The following is a 26,815-nucleotide window of genomic DNA, read 5'->3' on the forward strand; positions in this document are numbered from 1 at the left end:
AAAAATTTATTTTTCTTCTTCAACCTTTTTATTTTTCTCTTTTTCTATAAATAAACGGATTTCTTCTAAAAAAACATCCCCGTATTTCTCTCTTTTTTGAGCGCCTATTCCCTTAATATGGAGAAGTTCTTCTTCTGTTTTAGGCTGAACGGCTGACATTTCCTTCAAGGTTTGATCAGAAAATACAACAAATGGCGGAACGCCCTGCTCTCTTGCCAGCTTCATTCTCACCGCTCTCAGCTGCTCAAATAATGCATCGTTTTCTTGAATCGCCTCTCTTTTAACTGCCTGCTTTTTATACACAGCCTCTTGCCCGACTAACACTTTCTTTCCTTTATGTGTCACTTTTAATGTTGGATAAGCTCCTTCAGACATGTGCAAATACTCTTCGGTAATTAAAAATTCGATGAAATCACTGATTTGCTGGGCGGATTGCTGCTTCATTAAAGCGTATGTAGGAAGACGGTCGAAACCGAGGTCAAGCACTTTTTTATTTTTAGAGCCTGCCAGTACTTGAGCAATCATCATTTTTCCAAAGCGCTCGTTCATTCTAACCGTACACGATAAAACCATTTGCGCTTCTCGAGTGACCTCTTCACGCTCTCTTTCATCAAGGCAATTACTGCATTTTTGGCAAGGGGCACTTGCTGATTGATCAAAGTAGTCCATCACAAATTGCTGCAGACATTGCTCAGTGTGACAGTAATCGACCATTTGTCTAAGTTTAAGCAGCTCATGCTGAAAGCGCACTTCATCTTCTGTTGACTGTTCAATGAGGAATCGCTGCATTCGTACGCCCTGCGGCGAAAACAGTAAAATGCATTCACTTTGGAGCCCGTCTCTGCCGGCGCGTCCAGCCTCTTGATAGTAGCTTTCAATATCCCTTGGAATTTGATGATGTATCACAAAACGGACATTTGACTTATTAATTCCCATGCCAAATGCAGATGTAGCCACCATAACCTGGATGTCATCATTTAAAAACAGGTTTTGCTGCTCTTCTCTCACATCATCATCTAACCCGCCATGATAAATGCCCGCTTTGATCTTTTGTTTCTTTAGCCGATTGTAAATATTTTCGGCTTCTTTTCTTGTAGCAGTATAGATAATGCCGGACTCAAGCTTATTTTTCTTCATATAATGTGTGATAAAGCGGTCACTATTTTCTCCTTTGACCACCTGAAAAGATAAATTTTCTCTAGCAAAACCAGTAAAAATGGTTTCTTCTTCGTTCATGCCAAGCTGTTCACATATATCTCGGTGAACCTTTTTCGTGGCTGTAGCCGTTAATGCGACAATCACTGGCCTTTTTGTCAGCCGATTTAAGCATTCTTGAATAAAGCGGTAGCTCGGCCTAAAATCATGCCCCCACTCAGATATACAGTGTGCTTCATCAATTGCAATTAAAGGGATCGTTAACCGATCAAGCAGCTGAAAAAAACGTTCATTTTGTAAACGTTCAGGTGTGATATAAAGCAGCTGATATTCCCCATCTTCACATTTTTTCAGCCTTTTATTCATTTCAGCTGCGGAAAGTGTGCTGTTTAAAAAGGACGATCGTATGCCCATCTCATTTAGTGCATCGACTTGATCTTTCATTAAAGAAATTAGCGGGGATACAACGATCGTTGTTCCTTCCATCATCAGGGCAGGAATCTGGTAGCAAACCGATTTCCCCCCGCCTGTCGGCATAATACAGACGGTATCCTTCTGTTTGTTTACAATCGATTCAATGGCTTGCTTCTGTCCCTGCCTAAAGGCGTCAAAGCCAAAGTATTGTTTCAGGAGTGCTTCTGCTTGTTCTAACATCCAATTCCCTCTCCGTCTTTTGTTTTGTCTATTTTAACATACATTCATGCCTCTTCCGGCTGACTGTGCAATTTCGTTTTTTCACAAAATAAAAAGCCATTTTCCAAAATGGAAAATGGCTTGAATCATCCTAGGAAAAGCTGCGGATGCCGTAATCTAAGTAAGAAAGTTTTAAACCACCACTCCTCAAAGTGGGTGTTTGCAGAAACGTTCCTGTCTTCCTCGCTAAGGAGGCATGACATTCCGGCTTCAATATAAAACTCCCTATTACAGCTTAAAGGTTAAAACTTAATTAACATTACGCGCATCGCAGCCTTTAAACTATATTACACGAAAGTTTATTAAATTTCAAGAGATCTTTTTTCTATCAAATACTCATGTATACAAGTTATTTGTTCATGTGTACATAAGAAAAAATTATTCTGAAAAAATTTAACCTTCGCTTATGATTCTATTTTTCCTCATCTACATCAGCATCTTGCTCTTCCTCTAATCTTTCATACGTATCTGAATGCATCTGATCCATTGTTTCTCTATTTGTTAAATCGCGCATTTGATCGGAGAATGAACGGTCAAATGCGTTTGGATCTTGAGTCGTTTCTTCATTTTTCTTTGCATCTATTGAATAACGTGTATATGGAACTGCTTTTAAACGCTCGTATGGAATCTCTTTTCCCGTTTTCTCACATATCCCATATGTTCCGTCTTCCATTCGTTTCAGTGCTGCATCGATTTCACCTTCAAGCTGATCATCGACCTGATCCAGCGTTTGTTCTGTCATGCGGTCTAAATAGATGCTCCCATGATCAGCGATATGATTCCCAACACCATTTGAAATCTCACTCGATTCAACGAGCATCGATTCTTCTTTCTTTTTTGATCCCTTCACATCTTCTTTTAATTGAATCAATCTTTCGTATAAATCAGCTTGTTGTTCTTTCGTTAAGCCCACGGTCAATCACTCCTTTCTCATTACCTTCCCGCTGAAAGGGAAAAGAAAACATCAAAAAAGCCGCCGCCTCTTTGGCAGCAGCTTTCTTTTCTTACAGATGGCGAAGTGCTTCTTCTACAGATTTTTCGCCTTTCACCAAGTCAAAGGACTTATTTTTCACATTGGATTCTGTTAAGCTCTCCACAAGAACAATGGCTACGTCCTCTCTTGAAATCTCGATGTTTTGATCATTTGGAATATGTTCGGCAGCTTCAATCTTTCCTGTCTTCTCCTCATGCAGCAGGGCACCTGGGCGGACAATCGTATAGGAAAGACCAGACTGTTTTAAGTGCTCATCGGCTTTTCTTTTTGCTTCATAATAAGTTTCCATACTTCCTTGCCCTTTTCCTTGATTCGGATCATCTGCATTATAGGCACTAAGCATAACAAAATGCTGGATGTTTTCTTTTTTCGCTGTATCAACGAGGCGTTTTGCCCCTTCTTGATCGACCGCAATGGTCTTATCTGCACCTGTTTTTGAGCCTGAACCAGCTGCAAAGATGACAGCGTCTGCTTGTTTCACAGCATCTGTCACATCTTTTTCAAGATCACCGATGACAGGTGCTGCACCAAGTTCTTTTAGTGCATCAGCTTGTTTTTCATCTCGAATGAGAGCAAGCGGCTCATGTCCTTTTTCTTTTAAATAACGAACGACAAGTCTGCCTGTATGTCCATTTGCTCCTGCAACTAATACTTTCATTGTTCATTCTCCTTTCTGTATCTGTTTCATCTTTATCCTTTTTTGCTATCATTCAAACACTTAAGCAGAAAAAAGCCCTTCCCATCAGATGGGAAGGACTTAGCAATGTGCGATCTATAAAAATAAGAACGAAGAATGAGAAAAGTGCATATGATCTATGTAATCGCAAGATTGATCAGCAAAGATGTTTTGTCAAAATGGCTTGCACATCACTCAAATCCGTCTCTTTGGAAAAGTCGAGTTCAAATACTTTTGAGCTTGTGACAAGCAGCATACCTGTGTCCTGATCAAACACGCCAGCTTCTTGTATGGCAAAACTTTCAATTGATCGATACGGCAAGGAGACCCTGACTTTCTTCTTAGAAAATACGCGGTTATCGCCAAAGATCAGTCGTTTATTAGTAAAGCAAATTTGGTCGTGACGCAGTCTGTAAACAGCCTCAATTCTTTCCCCTTCAATCAATAAGGATTCGAATTTCTTATCATTTTGTTTACTGACAGAAAAAATACCCACGTAAACCCCCTCTTCCTGCATCAAATTCCTTTATGACAAAACGGCCACACGGCTCTGTGGGTACGTTTTATTCTCACTTATAGAATACGCTATAAATGGTTGTTATTCCATTACGAATAGATTAAATTTCATTTAACTTTTTCTTTTTGATCCGATGCTCTTTCCTCTACTTATTTAGACAGTTAAACCAGGAAAAAAGTTTCAGTTCTTTTCGAGAAAAATGCTGAATCATTCCAATAAAAAAACAGTGATTATGCCAAATCACTGTTTTTAAATGACTATTCGTCTTTTGGTGTATCAATCGTTCCCTCGGCATACACATCGGAAATCTGTTCAAGCGTAATCGCCATATCAGCGTCCTCGTGTTCATGCCATGCATTTTGATTTTTCTGCTCGTCATTTTGCTGCTTTTTCAATCATCATCACCCTTTACTGTTTTTCTTAGTATGAGTGATGACCCTCAAAATCATTCAGCTGAAATATCTTCGAAATACTCCTTGTAATACCCGCCTACTTTACCCGTATTGTCTACGACAAACAGGAATTCTTCTGTTTCATTTTTCACTTCATATGTGCTTCCAACCGTTAATGCCCGGTCGACCATATATTTTTTCGCATTTGTATGTACACATTTTACTTGTTTTAACGTTTGAGCCGTTTGCCAGTTTTGATGGATCATGATTTAAAAACTCCTTTTTTCATCTATACATTTATTGTAGCCAAATTTTCGCGAAATGCAATGAGTGTTATGGATTGCTTTCAAACAGGTCGTGTAATATGATAATTGTATACGTTTACATCTTTGTGCGTATACAATTTAAGTTGCATGTCCGCTTTTCCCACCTAGAACTCGCAGAAAACAATCCATATCTTTAAGGAGGTTTGTTTATTTATGAGCTCTACAACACTTCAAATTAGTTCAAAACTCGAATCTTTTCTCCAAGGGACGAAAAAACTCTACATTAATGGTCAGTTTGTCACAAGTCACGATAACAAAACCTTTGCTACTCCTAACCCAGCCACAGGCGAAACCCTTATTGATGTTTATGAAGCAGGTGCAAAAGATATTGATGAAGCCGTAAAAGCTGCAAAAAAAGCCTTTCATGGTCCTTGGCGCTCAATGTCTGCCGCTGAACGCGCCCGCCTCATGTTCAAGCTTGCTGATTTAATGGAGGAAAATCAGGAAGAGCTTGCACAGCTAGAAACTTTAGATAACGGAAAACCAATTAATGAAACAACAAATGCAGATATCCCCCTCGCTATTGAGCACATGCGCTATTATGCGGGCTGGACGACAAAAATGAATGGACAAACCATTCCTGTCAGTCAAGGATATTTTAATTATACCCGCCATGAGCCGGTTGGGGTTGTAGGACAAATCATCCCATGGAACTTCCCGCTGCTCATGGCTATGTGGAAAATGGGCGCCGCACTTGCAACAGGGTGCACCATCGTTTTAAAGCCAGCCGAACAAACTCCACTCTCTGCTCTTTACTTAGCAGAATTAGTGGACAAAGCCGGCTTCCCAGAAGGCGTGATTAACATCGTTCCTGGATTTGGCGAAACAGCCGGAGAAGCCTTAACTGATCATCCTGACGTGAACAAGCTGGCCTTCACAGGGTCAACAAGTGTTGGGAAATTAATTATGGAGAAAGCGGCTAAAACCATTAAGAGGGTCACATTAGAGCTTGGCGGAAAATCACCGAATATTATTTTACCTGATGCCGATTTAAAGAAAGCCATTCCAGGTGCTTTAAATGGCGTCATGTTTAACCAAGGCCAAGTATGCTGCGCAGGGTCCAGAGTCTTTGTTCACCGGAGCCAATATGATGAAGTGGTGGATCAAATGGCCAAATATGCAGGATCCCTCAAACAAGGCGCTGGTCTTCATCAAGATACGCAAATTGGACCTCTTGTAAGTAAAGAACAGCACGAACGCGTGTTAGGCTATATTGAAAAAGGTAAATCCGAAGGGGCAACAGCCGTTGTCGGGGGCGATTGCCCTTATGAGGCTGGCTATTTCGTCTCCCCTACTATTTTTAAAGATGTAGAAGATGAAATGACCATTGCCAAAGAAGAAATCTTTGGACCTGTCTTATCTGCCATTCCTTACGATTCCATTGATGAAGTGGTCGAACGAGCCAACCAGTCTGAATATGGATTAGCAGCAGGACTTTGGACAGAAAACTTAAAGCATGCCCATGATATCGCTGCACGTCTTGAAGCAGGAACAATTTGGGTCAACTGCTATAATGTCTTTGATGCCGCCTCCCCGTTTGGAGGATATAAGCAATCAGGTCTTGGCAGAGAAATGGGATCATATGCCCTTAACAACTATACAGAAGTCAAAAGTGTATGGATTAATCTCCAAGACTAATAACGTCAAGAAAGCCGTGACCCTGTCATCGGCTCAGATCGTTGACAAAGTGCTAAAATGATTTTTATTTTAGCACTTTGTCTTCTTTTCAGCGTGATAGAAAACCTTTGCAGTCTAGGAAGGACGAGCACTGGCGCGGAGCGAATTGACATTCGTGAGCACCAGCGCGCAGACCTGACACCGAATGTGAGGGTTTGTCTACACGCTGAGCCGGTGACCCTGTCATCGGCTTTTTTTGTGTTTGCATGTGACAGGCCGGCTCCTGAATATAGTATGAAAGGAAAGGAGCATGGCCGCATATGCAAGATTTTAAATTGAAAGTAAACGAATTTATTGAAGAATTGCACATAGAAATGCAGCGAAGACAACGAGAAGATGGTGCCTTTGTTTTCTGCTTTGAAGGTCCTATGATGACAAATGCTTTTTTGATTATGCTGTTAAAGGCTGTCGGCGATTCAGATCAGGCTTTGGTTCATCAATTAGCAGAAGCGATACGTGAAAAACAAAATGAGGATGGGTCTTTTTCTTTGTATCATGATCAAACGGGACATGTAACAGCCACTGTGCAGGGCTATTGTGGAATGCTCGTTTCAGGCAGGTTTCAACAAGATGAGCCTCATATGGAAAAAGCAGCGCAATATATTCGATCAAAAGGCGGATTAAAGAACGTTCACTTTATGACAAAGTGGATGCTCGCCGTCAACGGCATGCACCCTTGGCCGTACTTCTATGCACCACTTTCCTTTTTACTCATCCCTACATACTTTCCGCTGCACTTCTATCATCTTAGTGCATATGCAAGAATTCACTTTGTGCCAATGATGATTGCACTCAACAAACGATATACCTCTCATGAGAAATTCCCAAGCCTAGCACACCTTGATGCAAACATGACTAAAAATCCATTTGACTGGTTTATGGCAAGAGAGGAACGTTCCACTCATCACTTTCTGACTTACATGCGATCGTATACAGCACTTGACAGCCGGCTGGACTTTTTCGGATATGAAGCAGCAAAGCGATATATGTTTGACCGCCTCGAAAAAGATGGCACACTGTACAGCTATTTAAGTGCAAGTATTTTTATGGTCTATGCACTTATGAGTCTTGGGTACTCGCCGGGACATCATCTCATATTAAAAGCAGTCAGAGGCATGAAAAAGCTAGTCACTGACTGTCAGGGCAGAATGTATGCAGAAAATTCCACATCCACAGTTTGGGATACAGCGCTTGTCAGTTATGCTTCTCAAAAAGCTGGCAAAAAACAAGAAGACCCAGTCATCACAAAGTCTTTCTCATATTTATTGAACCGGCAGCAAATGAAGAAAGCAGATTGGCCGATTCATAACCGGCATGCTGCTCCGGGAGGCTTTGGTTTTTCAGATATCAATACGAATAACCCTGATTGTGATGATACGCAAATTGTATTAAAAGCCATTCCGAAAACATACGCACCAGTTCAGTGGAAGCGAGGATTTCATTGGCTTCTTTCCATGCAAAACCGTGACGGCGGGTTCTCTGCCTTTGAAAAAAATCAAGATCACTTCCTGCTTCGACATCTGCCGCTTGAATCTGCGGAGGATGCAGCAATTGATCCATCGACTCCCGATATTACAGGCCGCGTGCTTCATCTCATTGGTCTTGAAGAGAAAAACATGTCACCCCCAATTCACAGACAAAAAGATCAATGTGTTAAGTGGCTCCTAGATCATCAAGAGAAAAATGGATCATGGTTTGGCAGATGGGGTGTTTGCTATATTTATGGAACGTGGGCAGCATTAACAGGACTAAAAGCTGCCGGCATCCCCTCCACCCATCCTGCTGTCCAAAAAGCATGCCGATTTTTAAAGCAGATTCAACGAGAAGATGGCAGCTTCGGAGAATCGTGTAAAAGTGTAGAGGTAAAAACGTATGTCCCTCTTCCGTTTGGCACAGTGGTTCAGACGGCTTGGGCAGCAGAGGCACTTTTACAATATGAGAAGCCAGATGACAAAACGATTTTAAAAGCCATCTCATTTTTGATCCATCATCAGCACACGAGTGAAGCCTTGCACTATCCAGTAGGCATTGGCCTACCAAAGCAATTTTACATCACTTATCATAGCTACCCATTTGTCTTTCCGATGATGGCTTGTTCCACATTTTTAGAAGAAATGAGGCGTAAGAATGAATAAGGAAGAGTACCGTTTGCAGCTCAAAGAGTGGCTTAGCTCCATTCAACCCGCGATTCAAGATGACAACATCCGTCAGAAAGTAGACCATTTATGGTTTTCAATGGATGATGAACATTCCAGTGAACAAGAGTGGTACGAACTGGCAGAACGTATTGCTGAGGACATGAACCCACAAGAAGACATGCGAGAGGTAGCAGCTGGAAGTCACAAGTTACCTCCTCTCCCTTACCGGTATGATGCACTAGAACCGTTTATATCAAAAGAAATTATGTATTTGCATCACCAGAAGCATCATCAATCATATGTAGATGGTTTGAACCAAGCTGAGCTTGCATTAAAAAATGCAAGAAGAACCAATGATTTTAAAATGATCAAACATTGGGAACGGGAGCTTGCCTTCAATGGTGCGGGGCACTATTTACATTGTATTTTTTGGTTTTCCATGAGTCCTTCAGGAAAACGAAAGCCCACTGGACAAATGCTTCGTCTCATTGAACAATCGTTTGACAGCTATGATGCATTTAAATCTCAATTTTCAGCAGCGGCCAAACAAGTAGAGGGTGTTGGCTGGGCCATTCTCGTATGGGCGCCCAGATCTCAGCGATTAGAGATTTTACAAGCAGAACGCCATCAATTTTTGTCACAATGGGACGTGATCCCCCTTCTAGCCCTTGATGTATGGGAGCACGCCTACTACCTTCAATATCTGAATGAAAAAGCGAAATACGTCGATCGTTGGTGGAATGTAGTCGACTGGCGTGAGCCAGAAGCTAGGCTTAAGCAAGCACAGCAAGTGAAATGGACCCCTTTTTAAGACGATGCTCCATATAGGCTAATGCTTATATGGGGTATTTTTAGTTTACATAATTTTATTATTAACACCTTTATAAAGAATGGGTTGTTTTTTCAGAAAATTCGTTTAAAATAGGAAAGATATGTGAGGAAAGTGAGATGAAGCAATGAATGAACATTCTTTTAACCATTAGTCAATTTGCAGGAAGAACCTTTGCAATCTGGGTCATTATCTTTGCATGTCTTGGATTTGCTTTTCCTGACGTATTTTCTCAGATTGGACCGTATATCCCTTTTTTACTAGGTGTCATTATGTTTGGGATGGGGCTTACGTTATCTGGTGAAGATTTTAAGGAGCTTTTTCGTAAACCTCTCTATGTGTTAATTGGGGTTTTGGCGCAGTACACACTCATGCCGCTGATCGCCTTTCTATTAGCTTTCGGATTACGGCTGCCGTCTGAAATTGCAGTAGGCGTTATTCTTGTGGGCTGCTGCCCAGGCGGTACAGCATCCAATGTCATGACCTTCCTTGCAAAAGGCAATATGGCATTATCCGTAGCGGTCACAACTATATCGACCCTTCTTGCTCCCTTTTTAACGCCTCTCTTTATCTATATTTTTGCAAGATCATGGTTACCTGTATCACCGGAGGCATTATTTTTGTCGATTGTCCAAGTTGTGCTAATTCCTATTATCTTAGGGGTTATCGTTAAGGTATTTTTCAAAAAACAAGTAAACTATGCAGTTCAAGCATTGCCGCTTGTATCTGTTGCTGGAATTGTGTTGATCATTGCAGCGGTTGTCAGTGCAAATAAAGAGCAGATTCTTCAATCTGGATTGCTGATATTTGCCGTTGTTATATTACATAATGGACTTGGTCTCTTATTTGGTTACCTGATCGCAAAGTGGTGCAGAATGGATATCCCTTCTCGTAGAGCGATCTCGATCGAAGTAGGCATGCAAAACTCCGGGCTCGGTGCAGCGCTAGCAACAGCACACTTCTCACCGCTCGCAGCCGTACCAAGTGCGATTTTTAGTGTGTGGCATAATTTATCTGGTTCCTGGCTTGCGACGTATTGGTCAAAACGAGGACAACATGACAGTGAAAAGAAAAAAAGCTAGCCCCTGTTAGGGTGCTAGCTTTTTATAATTGAAGATTATCCTTCAAGTAATAGCTGCTCAGGATCTTCAAGCAGATTTTTAATCGTAACGAGGAATCCAACTGCTTCTTTACCATCGACAATGCGGTGGTCGTAAGAAAGAGCTAAATACATCATCGGACGGTTTTCAAAACGTTCTTCATCAATCGCTACCGGACGAAGCTGAATTTTATGCATCCCTAAAATTCCAACTTGCGGGCTGTTTAAAATCGGAGTTGAAAGCAGAGAACCAAATGTTCCGCCGTTTGTGATCGTGAATGATCCACCTTGTAACTCATTAAGAGACAATTTGTTATCTCTTGCTTTTTTCGCAAGATGACCAATTTCTTTTTCAATCCCCGCAAATGACAATCTGTCTGCATCACGGACAACCGGTACGACAAGTCCTTCGTTTGCAGCAACAGCGATGCCGATGTCATAGAATTTCTTCAAGACAAGCTCATCACCTTGAATTTCTGCGTTAAGCAGCGGATATTTCTTCAGTGCTGCTACAACTGCTTTTGTAAAGAAGGACATGAAGCCAAGCTTGACATCATTTTGTTCTAGGAAGGCATCTTTACGACGCTTTCTTAAATCCATTACTGCTGTCATATCGACTTCATTAAATGTCGTCAGCATCGCAGCCGTTTGTTGAACTTCAACTAAACGTTTTGCAATTGTTTGTCTGCGGCGTGACATTCTTTCACGTTCAATAGGCTTTCCTGGTTGTTCAGTTTGCACCGCAGCATTTGCTTTTGGCACGGCTTTCGGTGCACTTGCAGGTGCTTCATTCTTTTGATAAGAAGCGACATCCTGCTTTCGTACCCTGCCCAGCGGATCTACGGTTGGAATCTCAGATAAGTCTAACCCCTTCTCTCTCGCTAATTTTCTAGCAGCAGGAGAAGCGATGGTTCTGCCATTACCAGCTTTCGGCTCTTCTTTCACTGCTTCTTCTTTTTGAGCAGCTGCCGGTTCTTCTTTCGAAGCTGGTGCAGAAGCTTGCTCAGGTGCTGGAGCTGCGGACTCGCTTCCGCCAGCTTCACCTGCTGCAATCGTTCCGATGACCTCTCCAACTTGTACAGTGTCACCAGAATCTTTCAGCACTTCTTTTAATACACCAGATTCTTCAGCAGTCAGTTCGACATTGACTTTATCTGTTTCAAGTTCTAGCAGGTACTCCCCCTGCTCCACATAATCGCCCGGCTGCTTTAGCCATTGAGCAATCGTTCCTTCCGAGATTGATTCCGCTAATTCAGGTACTTTAATTTCCGCCATTTTTCATTTCCCCCTTAGTTTTTGCGAGTCAAGCTATCAGATACAATTCGTTCTTGTTCTTTTTTATGCACAGTTGGATCACCCTCAGCCGTACTTGAACGTCTTCTTCGGCCGATGTAACGTACTTTTACTTTTTCAGGCGCAATTTCACGTAAATATGGCTCAATGTATCCCCAAGCTCCCATATTTTGCGGTTCTTCTTGCACCCATACGATTTCTTCTAAGTTTGTCAGCTTTGTTAAAATTCCTTTAATATCTTTGGCTGGGAACGGATATAGCTGTTCCACTCTTGCAACGTGAAGCCAATCCTTCGGCTCTTCCATTTGAGTAAAACGATCACTAATATCAATGGATACCTTCCCGCTAGATAGCACGAGACGCGATACTTTTTCGTGATCATGTACAAGACCTGGCTGTTCAAGAACTGGACGGAACTGTCCATCTGTTAATTCCTGGACTTCAGACAATGTGTTCGGGTTACGAAGCAGACTCTTCGGTGTCATAATGACAAGCGGACGAATCTCTTCACGAAGCAGCATTTTCGCCTGTCTTCTAAGAATATGGAAATATTGCGCTGCACTTGTCAGGTTCGCAACTGTCCAGTTATTCTCAGCAGCTGATTGCAGGAAACGCTCTGTTCTTCCACTTGAATGCTCAGGACCTTGTCCTTCATATCCATGCGGCAGCAGCATGACTAAACCTGATTTTTGTCCCCATTTTGCACGGCCAGCTGAGATAAATTGATCGAAATACACTTGAGCCGCATTTGCGAAGTCTCCGAATTGAGCTTCCCAAATTACTAACGTTTCAGGAGAATAGACATTATAACCATATTCAAACCCGATGACTGAGCCTTCTGACAGTGGACTGTTATGAACTGTAAACGAAGCATTCGCATCACTTAGTTCATGAAGAGCAATAAATTCATCTCCCGTTTGACTGTCGTGAAGAACAAGGTTTCTTTGAGCAAAAGTACCACGCTCTGAATCCTGTCCGGTCATTCGAATTGGCGTACCGTCTTTTAATATAGATGCAAATGCGAGTGCTTCCCCAAGTGACCATTCTACTTTACGGTCATCTGTAAACACTTTTGCACGTTTTTCAAGGATCCGCTTCAGCTTACCAAATACTTGGAAATCATTCGGCCAGCTGATCAATTCTTCATTCAGCTTTCGCAATACATCAAATTCTACTGATGTATCCACTGCTGGGAAGCCGTTTGATACAGGCTCTGGCAGTTCGATTTCTTGAATCGTATGCTCTTTCTTTGAAGGCACCTTTTTATAAGCTTCTTCTATTTTTGCCGTCACAGCCTGCTCGATTTCTTCACGCTGCTCTTTTGTCAAAAGACCTTCTGAGACAAGTTTATCTGCAAAGATATTCTTGACCGTTTTGTGCTTTCTGACCGCATCGTACAGCATTGGCTGAGTTGTAGAAGGCTCATCCATTTCGTTATGACCGTATCTGCGGTAACCGATCAAGTCAATCAGGAAATCCTTCTTGAAGCGTTTGCGGTATTCTACTGCTAGCTGAACAGCCGCTAAACACGCTTCTGGATCATCTGCATTGACGTGAACAATAGGGATCTCAAATCCTTTTGCAAGGTCACTCGCATATTTCGTCGAGCGGGATTCATTGCTTTCTGTTGTAAACCCGATCATATTATTGGCAATAATATGGATGGTTCCGCCCACTTGATAGCCTACAAGTTGGCTTAAATTTAATGTTTCTGCCACAATTCCTTCTCCAGGGAATGCTGCATCCCCATGAATTAAGATGGCTAACGCTTTTTCAACGTCTTGAACTGGGTAGCCTTTTTGAGTACGTGATTCCTGAGCGGCACGCGTGCTTCCTTCAATGATTGGATCAATGAACTCCAAGTGACTTGGGTTATTAGCAAGCGTGACTCTCGCACTCTTTGTATCTTCGTCTTTAATTTGACGGTCAGCTCCAAGATGGTACTTAACATCCCCTGTCCATCCGTAGCTGATGCCAATAGAGCCTTCTGATGGAACGAGCTCTTTATTTGGCGCATGCTGGAATTCTGAGAAAATGATCTCATATGGCTTTCCTAACACATGTGCTAATACATTTAAACGGCCTCTGTGTGCCATTCCAATGTTAATATTTGAAGTCCCTTGTGTAACAGACTCTGAAATAATTTCATCAAGTACTGGGACAAGTGCGTCTAAACCTTCTATAGAGAAGCGCTTTTGCCCAACAAATGTTTTATGAAGAAACTGCTCGAACTGCTCAACTTCTGTTAATCTCTTGAATACAGAAACTAGTTTATCTGCTGGTTTTTTCTTAAATAGTTCACCAGATTCGATTGATTTTGAGAGCCAGTTTCGCTCTTCGAAGTCATGCACGTGATCAAACTCAAATGAAATGGTACGTTTATACGTATTTCTCAAATGGTTAATGGCTTCTATGCCGTTTGAAATGTGTTTTGGTGCATCCGGACTAATAATAGATATCGGAATATTCTTGACATCTTCTTCTGTTAAACCGTACTCCTTTAAAGGAAACAGCTCTTGTAATTCCTTTTCTTTGCGAAGAGGATTGACGGAAGCATTTAAATGGCCATACGTTCTGATGTCTTCTGCCAGTTTAACGACTGATGCTATCTTTTGGATTTGTTCAGAAGTAACTATGCTATTTTCTTTTTTCCCAATTTCCTCCTTCATTTCACTCGGTGGTGCACCAAGTTCATCAAATATGCCTCTTAGATCTTCATCAACACTAGTAGGATCCTGGACATACTGATCGTAGAGCTCGAGCACATAGCCGAGGTTCGGACCATGAAATTCTTCCCAACTCAACGGTTGTTTCACATCATTTTGAAACATTTTGAACACTACCCCCAACTTTGATCATCAAGTGATTGAACACTATCTCGATATAACTTCCAGAACACAATGACCAAATTTATGTAATAAAACGCTTCCAATAATATTCTACCACTGTTTTGGATTACTTTCTACATTCTTTGTTCAATTAAAGATAAAAAATTCACAGAAAAACAAAAAATTTAAATCATTCCGAAAAATAATTTGAAGAAAGGGGCAAAAGCTTATGCCCCAATGCTTTTATGCAGCAGTTTCTTCAGTAATGGATATAAAACATCTGGCAATGTATCGACATCTGGTACAAAAATGCTGAACTTGCCGTACATATCTTGAATGGTTTTCATCTGCGCTTCTTCTATCGGCGAATTGGATAAAAACACATTGATCACCTCAATGCCCTTTTTCCTCGCTTCAAGAACTGCTTCATGCGTATCGACAATCCCATTTTGTTCGTAGCTGAACGCAGCTGGCTCTCCGTCTGAAAAGACAATCAGAAACTTTTGTTCTTCTCTTCTCTTTAAAATCATCTTTGTCATTTGGCGAATCGCATAGCCATCCCGGTTATCCTCTTCTGGCTCAAGAGACATAATAGAAGGCCCTGCGTCAAATAGAGAATCTTTAAACGACACAACTGTGTTGAAGTAGTTTGGCTGGCTTGTTTCTGTTGCGTCGTTTGTATCTTCCCAAAACCCAACAATTTGATGTGGGACTTGCACGGATTTTAACGCTTCATGAAAGAGAACAATGCCTTTTTTCGTCTCATCCATCTTGTCAAACATGCTCGCTGAACAGTCTACTAATAAGGTGAAAACAGCATCAATCTGAGAAGACGGTGCCTGTTTTTTATAGAAAAGACGCGGGTTAGACTCTGTAAAGTAGCGAATCAGCTTTTTACTGAGACGTCCTGCATGAAGGTCTGTTTTAGGCCATGATTTTTTATGTTCAAGTGTTTTTTGGATCATTTGTTTTAAGCGTTTCTGATAAGGCTCAATTTCCTTCGCATGCTGCTTGTATACATCGATTTGTTCTGGCTTAGGAGGATCTGGTGAAATCATGACTGGAAACGCATATTTGTTTTCTTTTCCATTCTCATAACCATCTGCTCCGCTTTCTTCACCTTCAGCTTCTTCCAGCGCTTCAAGCTTTGAATAATCTTTTCGGTGTGTTTGCTTTGCAGAGCCTTGGACAGTTCCGAGTGCCTGATCTCCGTCATCACCTTCTCTTGCCGCATCCTTACCAAGATCACTTTTACCGCCGTGCTCTAAATCAAATTGAAGGAAGCTTTTGGATGGCGCTTCGGTTTCTCGATGCCACACTTCCATATACTCTTGGTGAATGTCTTCATCGCCTTCTTTTTCTCGGTCGACTTTAATGTCCTCACTTAATGTAGGTTTTCTTTTTAAGTCATGGAACAGCGGTTCTTTTGCCGCTTGTTCATAGTCCAATTCAGGGAAGAAAAAGTACGTATTCAGCATATCCTTTTCAAGGAGTTCATCGAAGCCTTCCATCAATTCTTTGACAATAGCTGCGATGTCTGCTGTTGAACCCGCATCATACACACGTTCAAGACTTGACTCAATAAACGGAATCATCGGGTTGATCTGCTCATGAAGAGGCGGTATCTCTTCGAGCGGAGAATCAGCTGTCAGCTTCACATAAATCGCACAAAAGAGTGCATCTGTTAAAATACTTCGTTCTTGGTTAATCGTTAATTGTGTCTTAAAGTGACGCCGGTACAGCTCTCTTCTTCGTTTAAATACCTTTTTTGTTCCTGGGCGGTCATGTTTAATCCGCTCTTCAATGCGGATATCTTCAAACAGCATAAACAATTGTTTACATACATCAGGAATGGATAATGTATGAGCAAAGCGAATGATCTCCTGAAATACCGTAAGATCACTATAAACCGTGCCTACTGCACGAAGGAACACATCACTTTTCAGCCCTGCTAGCATATCTTCTTGTTTACGATCATCCCAAAAATGACTGATGAAAATTTTCTTTTCAAACGGTTCATAGTAGGACTGTACACCGTATTCAAGCTCGACATCATCACTTTTTGCTAACGTTTTGGCTAAATCCGTTAATTCCATAAATAAAAATGAATCGATTCTGCTGTCATTAAATTTGATGAATTTCAAAAGTCAGAACCTCACTCGAATAATGTTTGAGCGATATTTCTTACCGCTGCTTTTTCCCGGTCATCTTCCAGCTTTTCAACAATGCCTCGTTCAACGGCACGAAGCGGCGGGACGTACTGCGCAAGATCACAAGTATCCAGGAGTGCGCGGATGGATGCTGCTTCTTCACTCACCTGTCCGTTATGAGCTTGTGTAATGAGGTCTGATGAGAGCTGAACGAATTGATCAATTAACCGCTCATCCTTTAAAACAGATTGAGATTGCAGTACATCTTTCAGGATACCGCCGCCGATATATGGAACGTCAATGACAACAAAACGGTTTTTTAACGCTTCATTTAGAGGTACTGTGCCGACATATCCTTCATTGATTGCCGCAATGACGCCGAAGCCTTCTTCTGCTCGAACAACCTCACCTGTAAATGGGTTTGTCATCATTTTTCTGTAGTCGAGTACACCATTTAAAATAGGGAGTGTTTCTGGTTTCGCCATGTTGATTTCATCAATATATAAAAGATGGCCTTTTTTCATTGCTTTTGTCACAGGTCCTTCAATGAATTCAATCGAAGCCACCTGACCATCATTGTGAATGGTTTTATAGCCAATCAAGCTTTCAGCATCAAGATCAACCGAGCAGTTCACACTGTGCATCGGCTGCTGAAAAAAAGCGGATAATGTTTCTGCTAGTTTGGTTTTACCTGAGCCGGTCGGCCCCTTTAAAAGAACGTTTTTTCCTAGTGCTAATGCAATCATGGCATCTTGAATAATAGAAGTATCCTGTGATTCATAGCCGCCTGTTCCAATAAGTGGACGAAATTCTTCTTCCAGCACTTTTGCTTTTGCTTCAATCATTGCTTGAATTTCTTTTGGGAGTGATTGTTCGTTAAACATGTATGATTAATTCCTCTCTTCGATCATTTTCCTCACCAAGTATACTAAAAAAACCTTTATGCACTCAATACATAAAGGTTAGACTTCTGTTATTTTACCATTTCTTTTGTGATCGATCCGCAAGCGATGCGTTTCCCTGAGTTTCCAGAAGGATTACTTAAATAATCATCTGCTTCTGCATGAATGATAAAGCTTCGCCCATTTTGATCGATTAATTGATTCGGGCCTCCCTTTAACGTCACATCTGGTACGTTCACAACCACATCAATTTGTCCATCTGCTCCTACCTCTAAATTAGGCATATCTCCAGCATGGTGCCCCTTTGGATTGTCAAAACCATGCTCTCTATGGGTTGGATTAAAGTGAGCTCCTGCCGTTTCAAAATCTGACGTTTCACATATTCCTGTTTCATGAATATGAAAACCGTGGGGACCTGGCGGCAGCCCTTTCGCTTTCACATGCAGATCCAGCCCATTTTCTGAGGACTCTCTTATTTCAATGCTTCCTATTTTTTGCCCGCTTTCGTTTATGAGTGACGTCGTGACGGGTGCTTGTTTAGGTGCTGAAACTTCGCTTGTTTCTTCTGTCGTTTCTTTTTTCGGCGGTGCATGACATGCTGATGCGGTAAAGATCAAACATATCACGATCATCCACACTGACTTTTTCATTTATGACTGCCCCCTTTTGTTATCAGTATGGACAATCACAGCAGCGGGCAAACAAAAAAAGCCGAAAATCGGCTTTTTTTAGAAGAAACGTTTTGCACCTAAGTAGGCTTTTTTCCAATATGGGTTACTTAAGTTCGAAATTCCTACTCCATTGTCACTTGCATGAAGGAAATCTCCTCCGCCAAGGTATAGTCCCATATGAGAAGGGCCTGCTTTGTACGTTGTAAAATAAACAAAATCTCCAACTTGTGGTGTGCTTACAGGAGTCATCATATTCCAGTAGCCAGCTGTGCTTAATCTGGATACAGATGAAACTTTGTTAATGAGATAGTAAACAAAGCCGCTGCAGTCAAATCCTGCTGGTGTATTACCGCCCCATCTGTAAGGAACGCCTGTCAGCTTTTTCCCCTCTTGAATCATTGTCGTGATCTTTGCATTCATTGGTACATCATTTTTGTTATTGTCGACTGGCTTTGTTGAACCGTTAGACGTAGAGCCATTCGATCCAGTTGAGCCGGAAGCTGCACCATTAATTTTTAATACTTGTCCAATTCTAAGCACATCACTTTTTAAGTTGTTGGCTGTGCGGATTGATTGAACCTGTACTTTGAATTGATTCGCAATTTTCCATAACGAATCGCCTGATTTTACAGTATAAGATGTTGTTTTCCCGCTAGAAGACTGGTTACTGTTTGAATTGCTTGGTGTAGTAGGTTTTGACTGACTTGGTTTTGATGCAGCCGTTCCTTTTACTTTCAATACTTGATTCGGATAAATCATATCAGATTTTAATCCGTTCAATGTTTTGATTTCACCAATCGACATATTTAGCGAATTCGCAATTTTCCAAAGTGAATCGCCTAATTTAACCTTGTATGTACTTGAAGATGATGAACTATTTGAATTCGTTGTCTTATTGCTTGAGCTGGAATTTGAAGATGAGTTTGAATTTGATGACTGGCTTCCGCTCGTCTTCGTGCTGCCAGATACCTTTAGCTTTTGACCAGGACGAATCAGGTCGCTGTTTAAGCTGTTTAAGCTTTTTAAGCTTGCAACTGACATTTTATGATTTTTTGCGATCAGCCATAAAGAATCCCCAAGCTTTACAGTATAGCTGGAAGTCGTTGAAGCACTTGATTTCTTTGCTTTTGACCCTGTTGATGAACTGGATTTCTTGCTTTTTTCACCAGGAATTTTTAAGCTTTGCCCTGCAAAAATCATTGTCGTTTTTAATTGATTAAGAGATTGAAGCTCCGAAATAGTTGTATTGTACTGTTCGGCAATCTTCCAAAGTGAGTCACCGCTTTTCACCTTGATCGTCTGTGCTTCTGCCGGTGCAGCAAACACAGCTGAGCCAGCGATCGCTGAAACTGTAAGGCCGGTTACTACTTTTTTCTTCATAGAGGAATCTCCGCCTTTCGTGATTTTGTCCATTAAGACTTATGTACTAGTTTTGAGTTTAGCATTTAATGGTTCTGCTTCTCTTGCACTATTTTATCTTTATTTCTATTATATTACTCGACATGAAGACGTTGGGCAATAACAAATAGGCTAAAGCAGCCAACTCAAAATGCTAAAAAACAAAGCCATATCGTTTCTATCGGCTGTTTGTTGTATTTATAAACATTTTTTAAGGAATTTTTAAGTTGACGTTTAGAAATTTGTCAAAACAAGCACACTGCTAGTTTCATAGTTCTATTCTACATGACAAATTTTTCTGTATCAAATGACTTTTTACTTAATTGGTCGATTTTTCTCCGCAAATAAAAAAGCATCCTTCCGAATGAAGAATGCAGCGTTCGTTTTTATTTTCTTATTTCCGGATCTTTTACGGTAAGCGGGTAAAGCACGCCTTCTTTCGCAAACGACATTTTTCCCGTTTCTTCTGATACGACAAGAACAAGTGCATCTGTCATACCAGAGAGTCCGATCGCTGCCCTGTGCCTTGTGCCAAGCGAAGGACTCACTTTTTTCGATGTAAGCGGCAGCACATTTGCAGCAGAGACAAGTGTATTTTCTTTGACTAAAAGAGCACCGTCATGCAGTGGATTTCCCGGGTAGAAAATGCTTTCTATTAAGGAAGCGCTAATTTTCGCATGAAGGTTTGTCCCTTTTTGAATAAAATCCTCAACCTCATCGCGTCTTTGGATCACAATGAGTGCTCCATGCTTTTGTTTTGATAAATTCTCAATGGCTAAAGAAAATTGAGCAAATCCTGGTGTGAATTCTTCCATATACGCTTGTAAATAAAACGACGAGGCCTCTGCATGCATTTCATTAAACTGATCATGCAATGCTTCGAGATCACAAAGTAAACACTGCTCTGTTTCATCAAGAGAATCAATGATGTCACTTGCATCCTTCATAATGTTCATCAAATGTGTTCTCATCCCGGCTTTAAATATCACTTCTTCGTTCGTCCGATGGATCATCTGATCTTTTCCCTCCTTCTTTCGCTTGTTGTTATAAAATAGCAAATTGTGCACATTCTATTTGTATGGAGGTGAGCTTAATATGACCATTCAGAAAATCATCCAATATGCTTGCAGCATTTTAGGTGTTGTCAGTCTTTCTTTTATTTATGCCCAAATGTTTAAAAAAACGAAGCCATCTAAGAAAAATAATCCGACGGAGAATTGATTTTTTTACATAGCATGATATAATTCCTCTCGTTATTTCTGTTCAGAGAGGAACTTATGATGAGAGAAACGAATAGCATTCGAGCAAAGCTGACACTATTTTTAACCATTTTGATTCCGATTTTAATCACCCAAGCAGGTCTTTCGCTTATTACCTTTTTAGATACGGTGATGTCTGGAAAAGTGAGTGCAGAAGACCTTGCGGGTGTTGCGATCGGTTCTAGTATTTGGACACCTGTTTATACGGGACTTGCCGGGATTTTGATGGCCGTTACTCCGATTGTGGCTCAGCTGATGGGCGCTGGGCATAAAGAAGATGTTCCCCGGGCTGTCTTTCAGGCGATTTATTTATCCTTTCTTTTAAGTATCGCTGTGATTGTCATTGGTACGATCAGCGTTCCTTACATACTAGGAGGACTTGGACTCGAGCACTCTGTAGAGGATATTGCCCGGCATTTTCTCAGCTTTCTTGCTTTTGGCATCATTCCGCTGTTTGGTTATTCGGTGCTAAGGTCATTTATTGATGCATTAGGGAAAACACGTGTGACAATGTTCATCACGCTCACAGCACTTCCTATTAACTTTGTTTTAAATTACGTATTGATTTTTGGGAATTTTGGCTTTCCAAAGCTTGGCGGCGCGGGTGCCGGTCTTGCATCTGCAATGACGTATTGGGCGATTTTCATCATGAGTATTTGTATTGTCATTAAAGCAGAACCATTTGCCTCATTTCGTTTGTTTCAAAAACTGCCTCGAATGAATATCTCCCGTATAGGGCAAATACTGAAAATTGGCCTTCCTATCGGGTTTGCGATCTTTTTTGAAACGAGTATCTTTGCCGCAGTGACGCTATTAATGGGGCACTTTGATACCATTACTATCGCCAGTCACCAAGCAGCGATGAACTTTGCTTCTATTCTTTATATTTTACCGCTTAGTATCTCAATGGCATTAACGATCGTTGTTGGGTTTGAAGCGGGGGCTAAGAGGTATAAAGACGCGCAAAGCTACAGCTATATCGGCATTGGAACGGCGGTATTATTCTCATTATGTACGGCGGCCCTCATCTTGCTATTCAGACCAGAGATCGCTGGTTTATATACAGCTGAATCAGCTGTTTTACAAATGACACAGCACTTTTTGATTTACGCGATCTTTTTCCAGCTGTCAGATGCGATTGCTGCACCCATTCAAGGGGCTCTGCGCGGCTATAAAGATGTGAATTATACGCTGATTGCTGCTTTTGTCTCTTACTGGGTCATCGGTCTTCCTGCCGGTTATCTCATTGGCACATATACCTCCTTTGGGGCGTTTGGTTATTGGATCGGACTGATTACCGGGCTTGCCGCAGGCGCCATCGTCCTCTTTATCCGTCTCAGATTGATTCAAAAACGTCAACTCAGGCATGTATCGAATCACTAAATACAACACAAAAAAGCAGCTGACATAGATCAGCTGCTTTTTTGTTTAGTCATTCCATTGATACGTCCAGAAAATTTCTTCATCAAACCATTTTTGGACAACTGGTTCTTTGTTTTTCAGCTTTTGTTCAAGCTCTCTCAACATGCCCTCTGTTTGCGTTCTATGCGCTCTCAGTGCATTTAATTTGATATCTGCAACATCTGTAATATCAATCACAATATCCGCATATCCAAGGACTTCTTCTCTATTCTTCGTAATGGCCATGCAGTATGTGACAGGACGGTCTTCTTTTTTCTTGCGGTAAAGAGCACGAATCACAGCTTCACCTGTCGCATCATGATCAGGATGTACACCGTGTCCTGGATAAAACGTCACAATGAGTGTCGGTTTGACTTCATCAATGATGGTTTCCATCACATCTGCCAAATACTCGTCGTCTTCAAATTCCAATGTTTTATCACGCAGGCCAAGCATACGTAAGTCTGTGATATCCATTTCTTTGCAGGCATTGATTAATTCCTGTTTTCTTAATTCAGGAAGTGTTTCACGGTTCGCATATGTTGGGCTTCCCATATTTCTGCCCATTTCTCCAAGTGTCCCGCATGCATATGTGACGGGAATTCCGCGTTTTCTGCTTTGTGCAATGAGACCAGCACCCCCAAAAGATTCATCATCGGGGTGAGGCAGCATCACTAGTACATGTTCGTTCATGACTTGTCACCCTTTCTTCTACACCTGAAATGGTGTTTCACTAATTTGTAATGAAATCGCTAGTTTGCCGTCTGGCAAGTGTCCAGCTAATAGCAAGCGGCCTTGGTCATCAAACACATAATCGGTTAATCCTTCTGCGTAAATCCAGCCATCTTCTGTTTTCATTCCAACACGGTATGGACCTTGTCCTTTTATTTTCGCCTGTGAATAGACGACTTTCGCGTTGCGGATATACGCAACAACCGTCATATTTTGTTCATTTACATGAGCTGAATAAGAACCAGTTGTCGTTTCAAGATGAACGAAGACTGGACGATTTAAAAACGATTCAAGATGTGCTGTGACATCTTCCGTTTGAATTGGTTTCATGAGTGGTTCCTTCCTTCATTTTGAATTAATTCTCGCAGCTTTTTCGTATGTAAGCTGATCAGTTGCAGCTGATGATCATGCTTAAGCTCACTTTCTAAAATTCTCTCCACAGCAAGCACATACTTTTGGTGTAATGATTTCCTTGCCCGCGGATGTGTTCTTGCATCAAGTAAATCATCACATATGGCCTCGTGTAAAGAAGACATATCATCAACATCAAGCTGACGATTTTTCCATAAAGATTGATAGGCGGCTGCAAGCTCATGAGCTGACGACATATGATCACCTCTACAGTTTTGGTAACAACTTATTATGACATGATCCGCCTGCAAAAAAAAGCAAACTGCTCGTTTGGCTTAATGAGAATTCGCTGTTTTTTTCATGCGTAATTGAGAGGTGGTAAACAGTAAAATCGCCACCCAAATACAAAGGAATGTCACAATTTTAGCTGCGGATAAGTGTTCGTGATAGACAAACAGCCCTAAAAACAGCGTAATTGTCGGTGCAATGTATTGCAAAATGCCCACTTGATAAAGTGGAATTCTTTTTGCGCCTTCTGAGAATAAAAGAAGCGGCACGGCTGTAAAAACGCCTGCAAAAAATAAGAGACCGAGCGACCCGAAGCTGTTAGGATTCATAGTCACAACAGGTTCTTTTAAGAAAAATAATAAGTACACAAGTGCGGCCGGTGCGAGAAGCAGCGTTTCAATCGTCAAACCAATCGCGCTCGTGAAGCTCATCCTTTTTTTAATCAAACCATAAAAGCCGAAGCTAAGGGCTAATAAGAAAGCAACGACAGGAAATGACCCGTATTGAACTGTTGAAAGGATCACCCCAAATGCGGCAATGAGGATGGCAATGGTTTGCAATTTATTTAGTCGTTCTTTTAAGAAAATAATGCCTAATAGAACGGATACAAGCGGATTAATATAGTACCCTAAACTTGCTTCTAGCATAAGACTATGATTGACTGCCCAAATGTAAACATACCAGTTGACCGAAATTAAAATAGCAGATAAAAGTAATGAAAAAAATGCTTTACCATCCAGTATGAGACCCTTCACTGTCTGCATTGCTGGGCGGACTTGTTTTAAATACAAAAGAATACCGCACATAAACACAAATGACCATAAAATTCTGTGCGCTAAAATTTCGCCTGACGAAATATGCTCCATCAGCTTCCAATATAACGGGAATAAACCCCAGAGTGTAAAAGATGCTGCCGTGTAGAGAACACCTTTTGATTGCTGTTCGTTCAATGTAACCATCCCTTTCTAAATCTAACGTATATTATAGCACGCACGCAGGTGAATGGGCATATACTAATTCAGGGCATTTAGAAAGGATGATTCACATGTTCGACTGGAACCGATTATTCCCTTTTCAAAAGCAGTTCTCAAAAGAAGCCTTAAAGAATTCAGATCCTAAAGACGTTGAGCAGTATGTCAATCAAGTCATGGAAAGTGTATTCGGCTCCAATTATCCTGCTCAGTTCCCATTTCAGGACCCCCTTTCTCAAAATCAAAAAACGAGAGAAACTGATGCCGAAAAAGAAAAAGAGCCAGAAGTCGAAGTGTTCGAGACGACTGATCATGTGTTTGTCAAAATTGAACTTGCTCGTCCGAACACAGAAAAAGTCAAAATCAAACATACAGCCAATCTGCTGTTTATTGATCATTTTCCTGAAGAAGGGACGCAGAAGAAAGTCGTTCTCCCTGCTGCTGTGAAACGAAAAGGAACGAAGGCGTCGTATCAAGACGGCATTTTGGAAATTATGTTTTTAAAGCATGATGATCCAGGAATTTCTGAAATTGATATTCCATTATAAAAAGCCTGCTTTAAGAACGGAAGCAGGCTTACTCTTTTTTCTTAATAGTATGGTGGATATCCGCCGCCATATGGTGGTGGAGCAGGCGGTGGTGGCGGCGGGTAATATGGACGGGGATAATTAAAAATCGCACTTCCTAGAAATCCGCCAAGCAGTCCGCCGACTAAAGGAGCGCCAAAACCAAAAAACAAAGGGACTCTGGATTCATATGGCGGAATGCCAGGGGCGCCGCCTCGAAAATACGGAGTATGAGGGTACATGCATTTCTCCTCCTTTGTCATGTGCCTAACATCAGCATATTCATCAGGAGTCAAAATGTTTGGGCAAACCTGAAACTAGGCTTGCTCCTTTTTCCCGTGTGAGTCTGTATACTCGCCTGCCCACCGAGATACCTCATGAAACACATCATGTAACGCATTCCCTTTTTCAGTTAAACTGTAAATGACTTTGACAGGCGTCTCAGGCAGGACAGTCCGCTCTATAATCCCTTCTTGCTCAAGCTCTTTTAAACGCTCTGCGAGCATTTTTTGACTGATCGACGGGATCGTGTCTGTGAGGTCTTTAAAACGCTTTGGTCCATCAAGCAATACATGTATAATGAGACCGTTCCACCTTTTGCCTAGGAGTAAAAAAGCTTGCTGAATGTGTGGACATAATTGGAATTCCATAAATTTCAGCCTTTCTTTTCATGATTGTTTGACAAACTAACGGTGTACAATTTAAAATAACTCTAGTTACAATAAGTAAGTTTCTCACTTTTTAGTTATTGTACCATATTATTTGCAAAAACGGGAGGAAATATCCATATGGCGACCGATCAAAAAACAATTGACATCTTAAAACAAAGAGCTTCAGTAAAAGAGTATGATACTTCTCATGAAATGACAAAAGAAGAGTTAACAGAGCTTCTTGAAATCACAACAAAAGCACCATCTGCTTGGAACCTTCAGCATTGGCATTTCACTGTTTTCCATAGTGCTGAAGCAAAAGCAAAATTACTTCCAATCGCTTACAACCAAAAGCAAGTATCACAGGCATCAGCTGTTATTGCAGTTCTAGGTGACCTTGAAGCTAACCAAAATGGCGAAAAAATCTACAGCGAACTGGCAGAACAAGGTTTCATTACTGAAGACATTAAAGAAACATTGATGACTCAAATCAATGGCGCATACCAAAGCGAGCAATATGCACGCGAAGCAGCGTATTCAAATGCTTCATTAGCTGCTATGCAATTAATGATTGCGGCCAAAGCAATGGGCTATGATACATGTGCAATGGGTGGTTTCAGTAAAGACGCGTACATCAAAGAATTCAATGTAAGCGGCCGCTACGAGCCGGTTATGCTGATTTCAGTTGGTAAAGCAGCGAAAGAAGCTCATAAAAGCAACCGTTTCGACATCGAAGAAGTATCTGATTTCCTTTAAAAATTGGCAAAGCCTCAGCCTTTATGCTGGGGCTTTTTTATTGGCTTTAAATATTATTTCTACATACTTTCTTTCACCTTTCTCCTCTTTACAACTTCACTCT

Annotated in this window: 27 protein-coding genes and 1 other RNA gene; 8 read left to right on the top strand and 20 right to left on the bottom strand. The window is 41.3% G+C overall.

Going from position 1 to position 26,815, the window contains the following annotated elements; genetic code table 11:
• Nucleotides 1-6: 6 nt before the first annotated feature.
• The 7 genes from recQ to NSQ76_RS10250 all read right to left on the bottom strand — a co-directional run bounded on the left by recQ (nt 7) and on the right by NSQ76_RS10250 (nt 4,693).
• Nucleotides 7-1,809, bottom strand: coding sequence for a DNA helicase RecQ (recQ, locus tag NSQ76_RS10220; RefSeq protein WP_034621342.1), 1,803 nt, complete (start codon nt 1,807-1,809; stop codon nt 7-9).
• Nucleotides 1,810-1,942: 133 nt separating this feature from the next.
• A non-coding RNA gene (gene ssrS / locus NSQ76_RS10225) (6S RNA) lies at nt 1,943-2,128 on the bottom strand.
• A 132-nt stretch (nt 2,129-2,260) separates the two neighbouring features.
• Nucleotides 2,261-2,761 carry a TraR/DksA family transcriptional regulator gene (locus NSQ76_RS10230; protein WP_034621339.1) on the bottom strand — a complete coding sequence of 167 codons (501 nt, stop codon included), beginning with the start codon at nt 2,759-2,761 and terminating at the stop codon, nt 2,261-2,263.
• 91 nt (nt 2,762-2,852) lie between these two features.
• Nucleotides 2,853-3,500: an SDR family oxidoreductase gene (locus tag NSQ76_RS10235; protein ID WP_034621336.1), complete on the bottom strand. Its 648-nt coding sequence runs from the start codon at nt 3,498-3,500 to the stop codon at nt 2,853-2,855.
• Nucleotides 3,501-3,675: 175 nt separating this feature from the next.
• Nucleotides 3,676-4,014 carry a PH domain-containing protein gene (locus NSQ76_RS10240; RefSeq protein WP_024422682.1) on the bottom strand — a complete coding sequence of 113 codons (339 nt, stop codon included), beginning with the start codon at nt 4,012-4,014 and terminating at the stop codon, nt 3,676-3,678.
• 278 nt (nt 4,015-4,292) lie between these two features.
• Entirely contained in the window at nt 4,293-4,430 is a 138-nt protein-coding gene (locus tag NSQ76_RS10245; RefSeq protein ID WP_075611524.1) for a DUF4025 domain-containing protein, read from the bottom strand.
• A gap of 50 nt (nt 4,431-4,480) precedes the next feature.
• A complete protein-coding gene (locus tag NSQ76_RS10250) occupies nt 4,481-4,693 on the bottom strand; it encodes a DUF6501 family protein (protein WP_024422683.1) in 213 nt (70 codons plus the stop codon).
• Nucleotides 4,694-4,906: 213 nt separating this feature from the next.
• Between NSQ76_RS10250 and NSQ76_RS10255 the strand changes: the two genes are divergently transcribed.
• The 4 genes from NSQ76_RS10255 (at nt 4,907) to NSQ76_RS10270 (ending at nt 10,479) form a co-directional block, all read left to right on the top strand.
• Nucleotides 4,907-6,391, top strand: a complete 1,485-nt coding sequence (locus NSQ76_RS10255; RefSeq protein WP_024422684.1) for an aldehyde dehydrogenase family protein — start codon at nt 4,907-4,909, stop codon at nt 6,389-6,391.
• A 299-nt stretch (nt 6,392-6,690) separates the two neighbouring features.
• Nucleotides 6,691-8,565, top strand: a complete 1,875-nt coding sequence (locus NSQ76_RS10260) for a terpene cyclase/mutase family protein (protein WP_341053661.1) — start codon at nt 6,691-6,693, stop codon at nt 8,563-8,565.
• Nucleotides 8,558-9,379 (top strand): superoxide dismutase, encoded by an 822-nt coding sequence (locus tag NSQ76_RS10265; protein WP_024428337.1) that lies wholly within the window; start codon nt 8,558-8,560, stop codon nt 9,377-9,379. The genes NSQ76_RS10260 and NSQ76_RS10265 overlap by 8 nt, the downstream gene beginning before the upstream one ends.
• Before the next feature lie 149 nt (nt 9,380-9,528).
• Nucleotides 9,529-10,479 carry a bile acid:sodium symporter family protein gene (locus NSQ76_RS10270; protein WP_034621331.1) on the top strand — a complete coding sequence of 317 codons (951 nt, stop codon included), beginning with the start codon at nt 9,529-9,531 and terminating at the stop codon, nt 10,477-10,479.
• A gap of 35 nt (nt 10,480-10,514) precedes the next feature.
• Here NSQ76_RS10270 and odhB read toward each other — a convergent pair whose 3' ends face one another.
• The 7 genes from odhB to cdaS all read right to left on the bottom strand — a co-directional run bounded on the left by odhB (nt 10,515) and on the right by cdaS (nt 20,751).
• The gene (gene odhB / locus NSQ76_RS10275; RefSeq protein ID WP_341053664.1) at nt 10,515-11,771 is read right to left on the bottom strand and encodes a 2-oxoglutarate dehydrogenase complex dihydrolipoyllysine-residue succinyltransferase; all 1,257 of its coding nucleotides are present in this window, start codon (nt 11,769-11,771) and stop codon (nt 10,515-10,517) included.
• A 14-nt stretch (nt 11,772-11,785) separates the two neighbouring features.
• The gene (sucA, locus tag NSQ76_RS10280) at nt 11,786-14,620 is read right to left on the bottom strand and encodes a 2-oxoglutarate dehydrogenase E1 component (RefSeq protein ID WP_024428334.1); all 2,835 of its coding nucleotides are present in this window, start codon (nt 14,618-14,620) and stop codon (nt 11,786-11,788) included.
• A gap of 224 nt (nt 14,621-14,844) precedes the next feature.
• Nucleotides 14,845-16,761: a vWA domain-containing protein gene (locus NSQ76_RS10285; protein WP_025093121.1), complete on the bottom strand. Its 1,917-nt coding sequence runs from the start codon at nt 16,759-16,761 to the stop codon at nt 14,845-14,847.
• 11 nt (nt 16,762-16,772) lie between these two features.
• Nucleotides 16,773-17,612 (bottom strand): AAA family ATPase, encoded by an 840-nt coding sequence (locus tag NSQ76_RS10290; RefSeq protein WP_445661673.1) that lies wholly within the window; start codon nt 17,610-17,612, stop codon nt 16,773-16,775.
• A 128-nt stretch (nt 17,613-17,740) separates the two neighbouring features.
• Nucleotides 17,741-18,319: a superoxide dismutase family protein gene (locus NSQ76_RS10295; protein WP_341053669.1), complete on the bottom strand. Its 579-nt coding sequence runs from the start codon at nt 18,317-18,319 to the stop codon at nt 17,741-17,743.
• Nucleotides 18,320-18,397: 78 nt separating this feature from the next.
• Nucleotides 18,398-19,720: a C40 family peptidase gene (locus NSQ76_RS10300; protein ID WP_024428330.1), complete on the bottom strand. Its 1,323-nt coding sequence runs from the start codon at nt 19,718-19,720 to the stop codon at nt 18,398-18,400.
• Between the two features lie 404 nt (nt 19,721-20,124).
• Nucleotides 20,125-20,751 (bottom strand): sporulation-specific diadenylate cyclase CdaS, encoded by a 627-nt coding sequence (cdaS, locus tag NSQ76_RS10305; RefSeq protein WP_024422691.1) that lies wholly within the window; start codon nt 20,749-20,751, stop codon nt 20,125-20,127.
• 82 nt (nt 20,752-20,833) lie between these two features.
• On the opposite strand from cdaS, the gene NSQ76_RS10310 reads away from it, so the two are divergent.
• Both NSQ76_RS10310 and NSQ76_RS10315 read left to right on the top strand, forming a co-directional pair.
• Nucleotides 20,834-20,959, top strand: a complete 126-nt coding sequence (locus tag NSQ76_RS10310) for a hypothetical protein (RefSeq protein ID WP_008359993.1) — start codon at nt 20,834-20,836, stop codon at nt 20,957-20,959.
• A gap of 59 nt (nt 20,960-21,018) precedes the next feature.
• The gene (locus NSQ76_RS10315) at nt 21,019-22,380 is read left to right on the top strand and encodes an MATE family efflux transporter (RefSeq protein ID WP_034621319.1); all 1,362 of its coding nucleotides are present in this window, start codon (nt 21,019-21,021) and stop codon (nt 22,378-22,380) included.
• 45 nt (nt 22,381-22,425) lie between these two features.
• Here NSQ76_RS10315 and bshB2 read toward each other — a convergent pair whose 3' ends face one another.
• From bshB2 to rarD, 4 genes are all read right to left on the bottom strand, one after another.
• A complete protein-coding gene (gene bshB2, locus NSQ76_RS10320) occupies nt 22,426-23,091 on the bottom strand; it encodes a bacillithiol biosynthesis deacetylase BshB2 (RefSeq protein ID WP_341053673.1) in 666 nt (221 codons plus the stop codon).
• 18 nt (nt 23,092-23,109) lie between these two features.
• Nucleotides 23,110-23,460, bottom strand: coding sequence for a YojF family protein (locus NSQ76_RS10325; protein WP_008359999.1), 351 nt, complete (start codon nt 23,458-23,460; stop codon nt 23,110-23,112).
• Nucleotides 23,457-23,738, bottom strand: a complete 282-nt coding sequence (locus NSQ76_RS10330; RefSeq protein WP_024428326.1) for a hypothetical protein — start codon at nt 23,736-23,738, stop codon at nt 23,457-23,459. The genes NSQ76_RS10325 and NSQ76_RS10330 overlap by 4 nt, the downstream gene beginning before the upstream one ends.
• Before the next feature lie 78 nt (nt 23,739-23,816).
• Nucleotides 23,817-24,728: an EamA family transporter RarD gene (rarD, locus tag NSQ76_RS10335; RefSeq protein WP_051683443.1), complete on the bottom strand. Its 912-nt coding sequence runs from the start codon at nt 24,726-24,728 to the stop codon at nt 23,817-23,819.
• 86 nt (nt 24,729-24,814) lie between these two features.
• Here rarD and NSQ76_RS10340 point away from each other — a divergent pair, with 86 nt between their 5' ends.
• Nucleotides 24,815-25,288: an Hsp20/alpha crystallin family protein gene (locus tag NSQ76_RS10340; RefSeq protein ID WP_024428325.1), complete on the top strand. Its 474-nt coding sequence runs from the start codon at nt 24,815-24,817 to the stop codon at nt 25,286-25,288.
• 41 nt (nt 25,289-25,329) lie between these two features.
• On the opposite strand, the gene NSQ76_RS10345 is transcribed toward NSQ76_RS10340, so the two are convergent.
• On the bottom strand, nt 25,330-25,548 hold the full coding sequence (locus tag NSQ76_RS10345) for a hypothetical protein (protein ID WP_024422697.1): 219 nt from the start codon (nt 25,546-25,548) through the stop codon (nt 25,330-25,332).
• Between the two features lie 75 nt (nt 25,549-25,623).
• Nucleotides 25,624-25,956, bottom strand: coding sequence for a winged helix-turn-helix transcriptional regulator (locus tag NSQ76_RS10350; RefSeq protein WP_024428324.1), 333 nt, complete (start codon nt 25,954-25,956; stop codon nt 25,624-25,626).
• A 138-nt stretch (nt 25,957-26,094) separates the two neighbouring features.
• Here NSQ76_RS10350 and NSQ76_RS10355 point away from each other — a divergent pair, with 138 nt between their 5' ends.
• Nucleotides 26,095-26,712, top strand: a complete 618-nt coding sequence (locus tag NSQ76_RS10355; protein ID WP_024428323.1) for a nitroreductase family protein — start codon at nt 26,095-26,097, stop codon at nt 26,710-26,712.
• Nucleotides 26,713-26,815: the final 103 nt, after the last annotated feature.

Source organism: Bacillus sp. FSL M8-0256, from assembly GCF_038005765.1.
In the GTDB taxonomy this organism is placed as follows: domain Bacteria; phylum Bacillota; class Bacilli; order Bacillales; family Bacillaceae; genus Bacillus; species Bacillus safensis.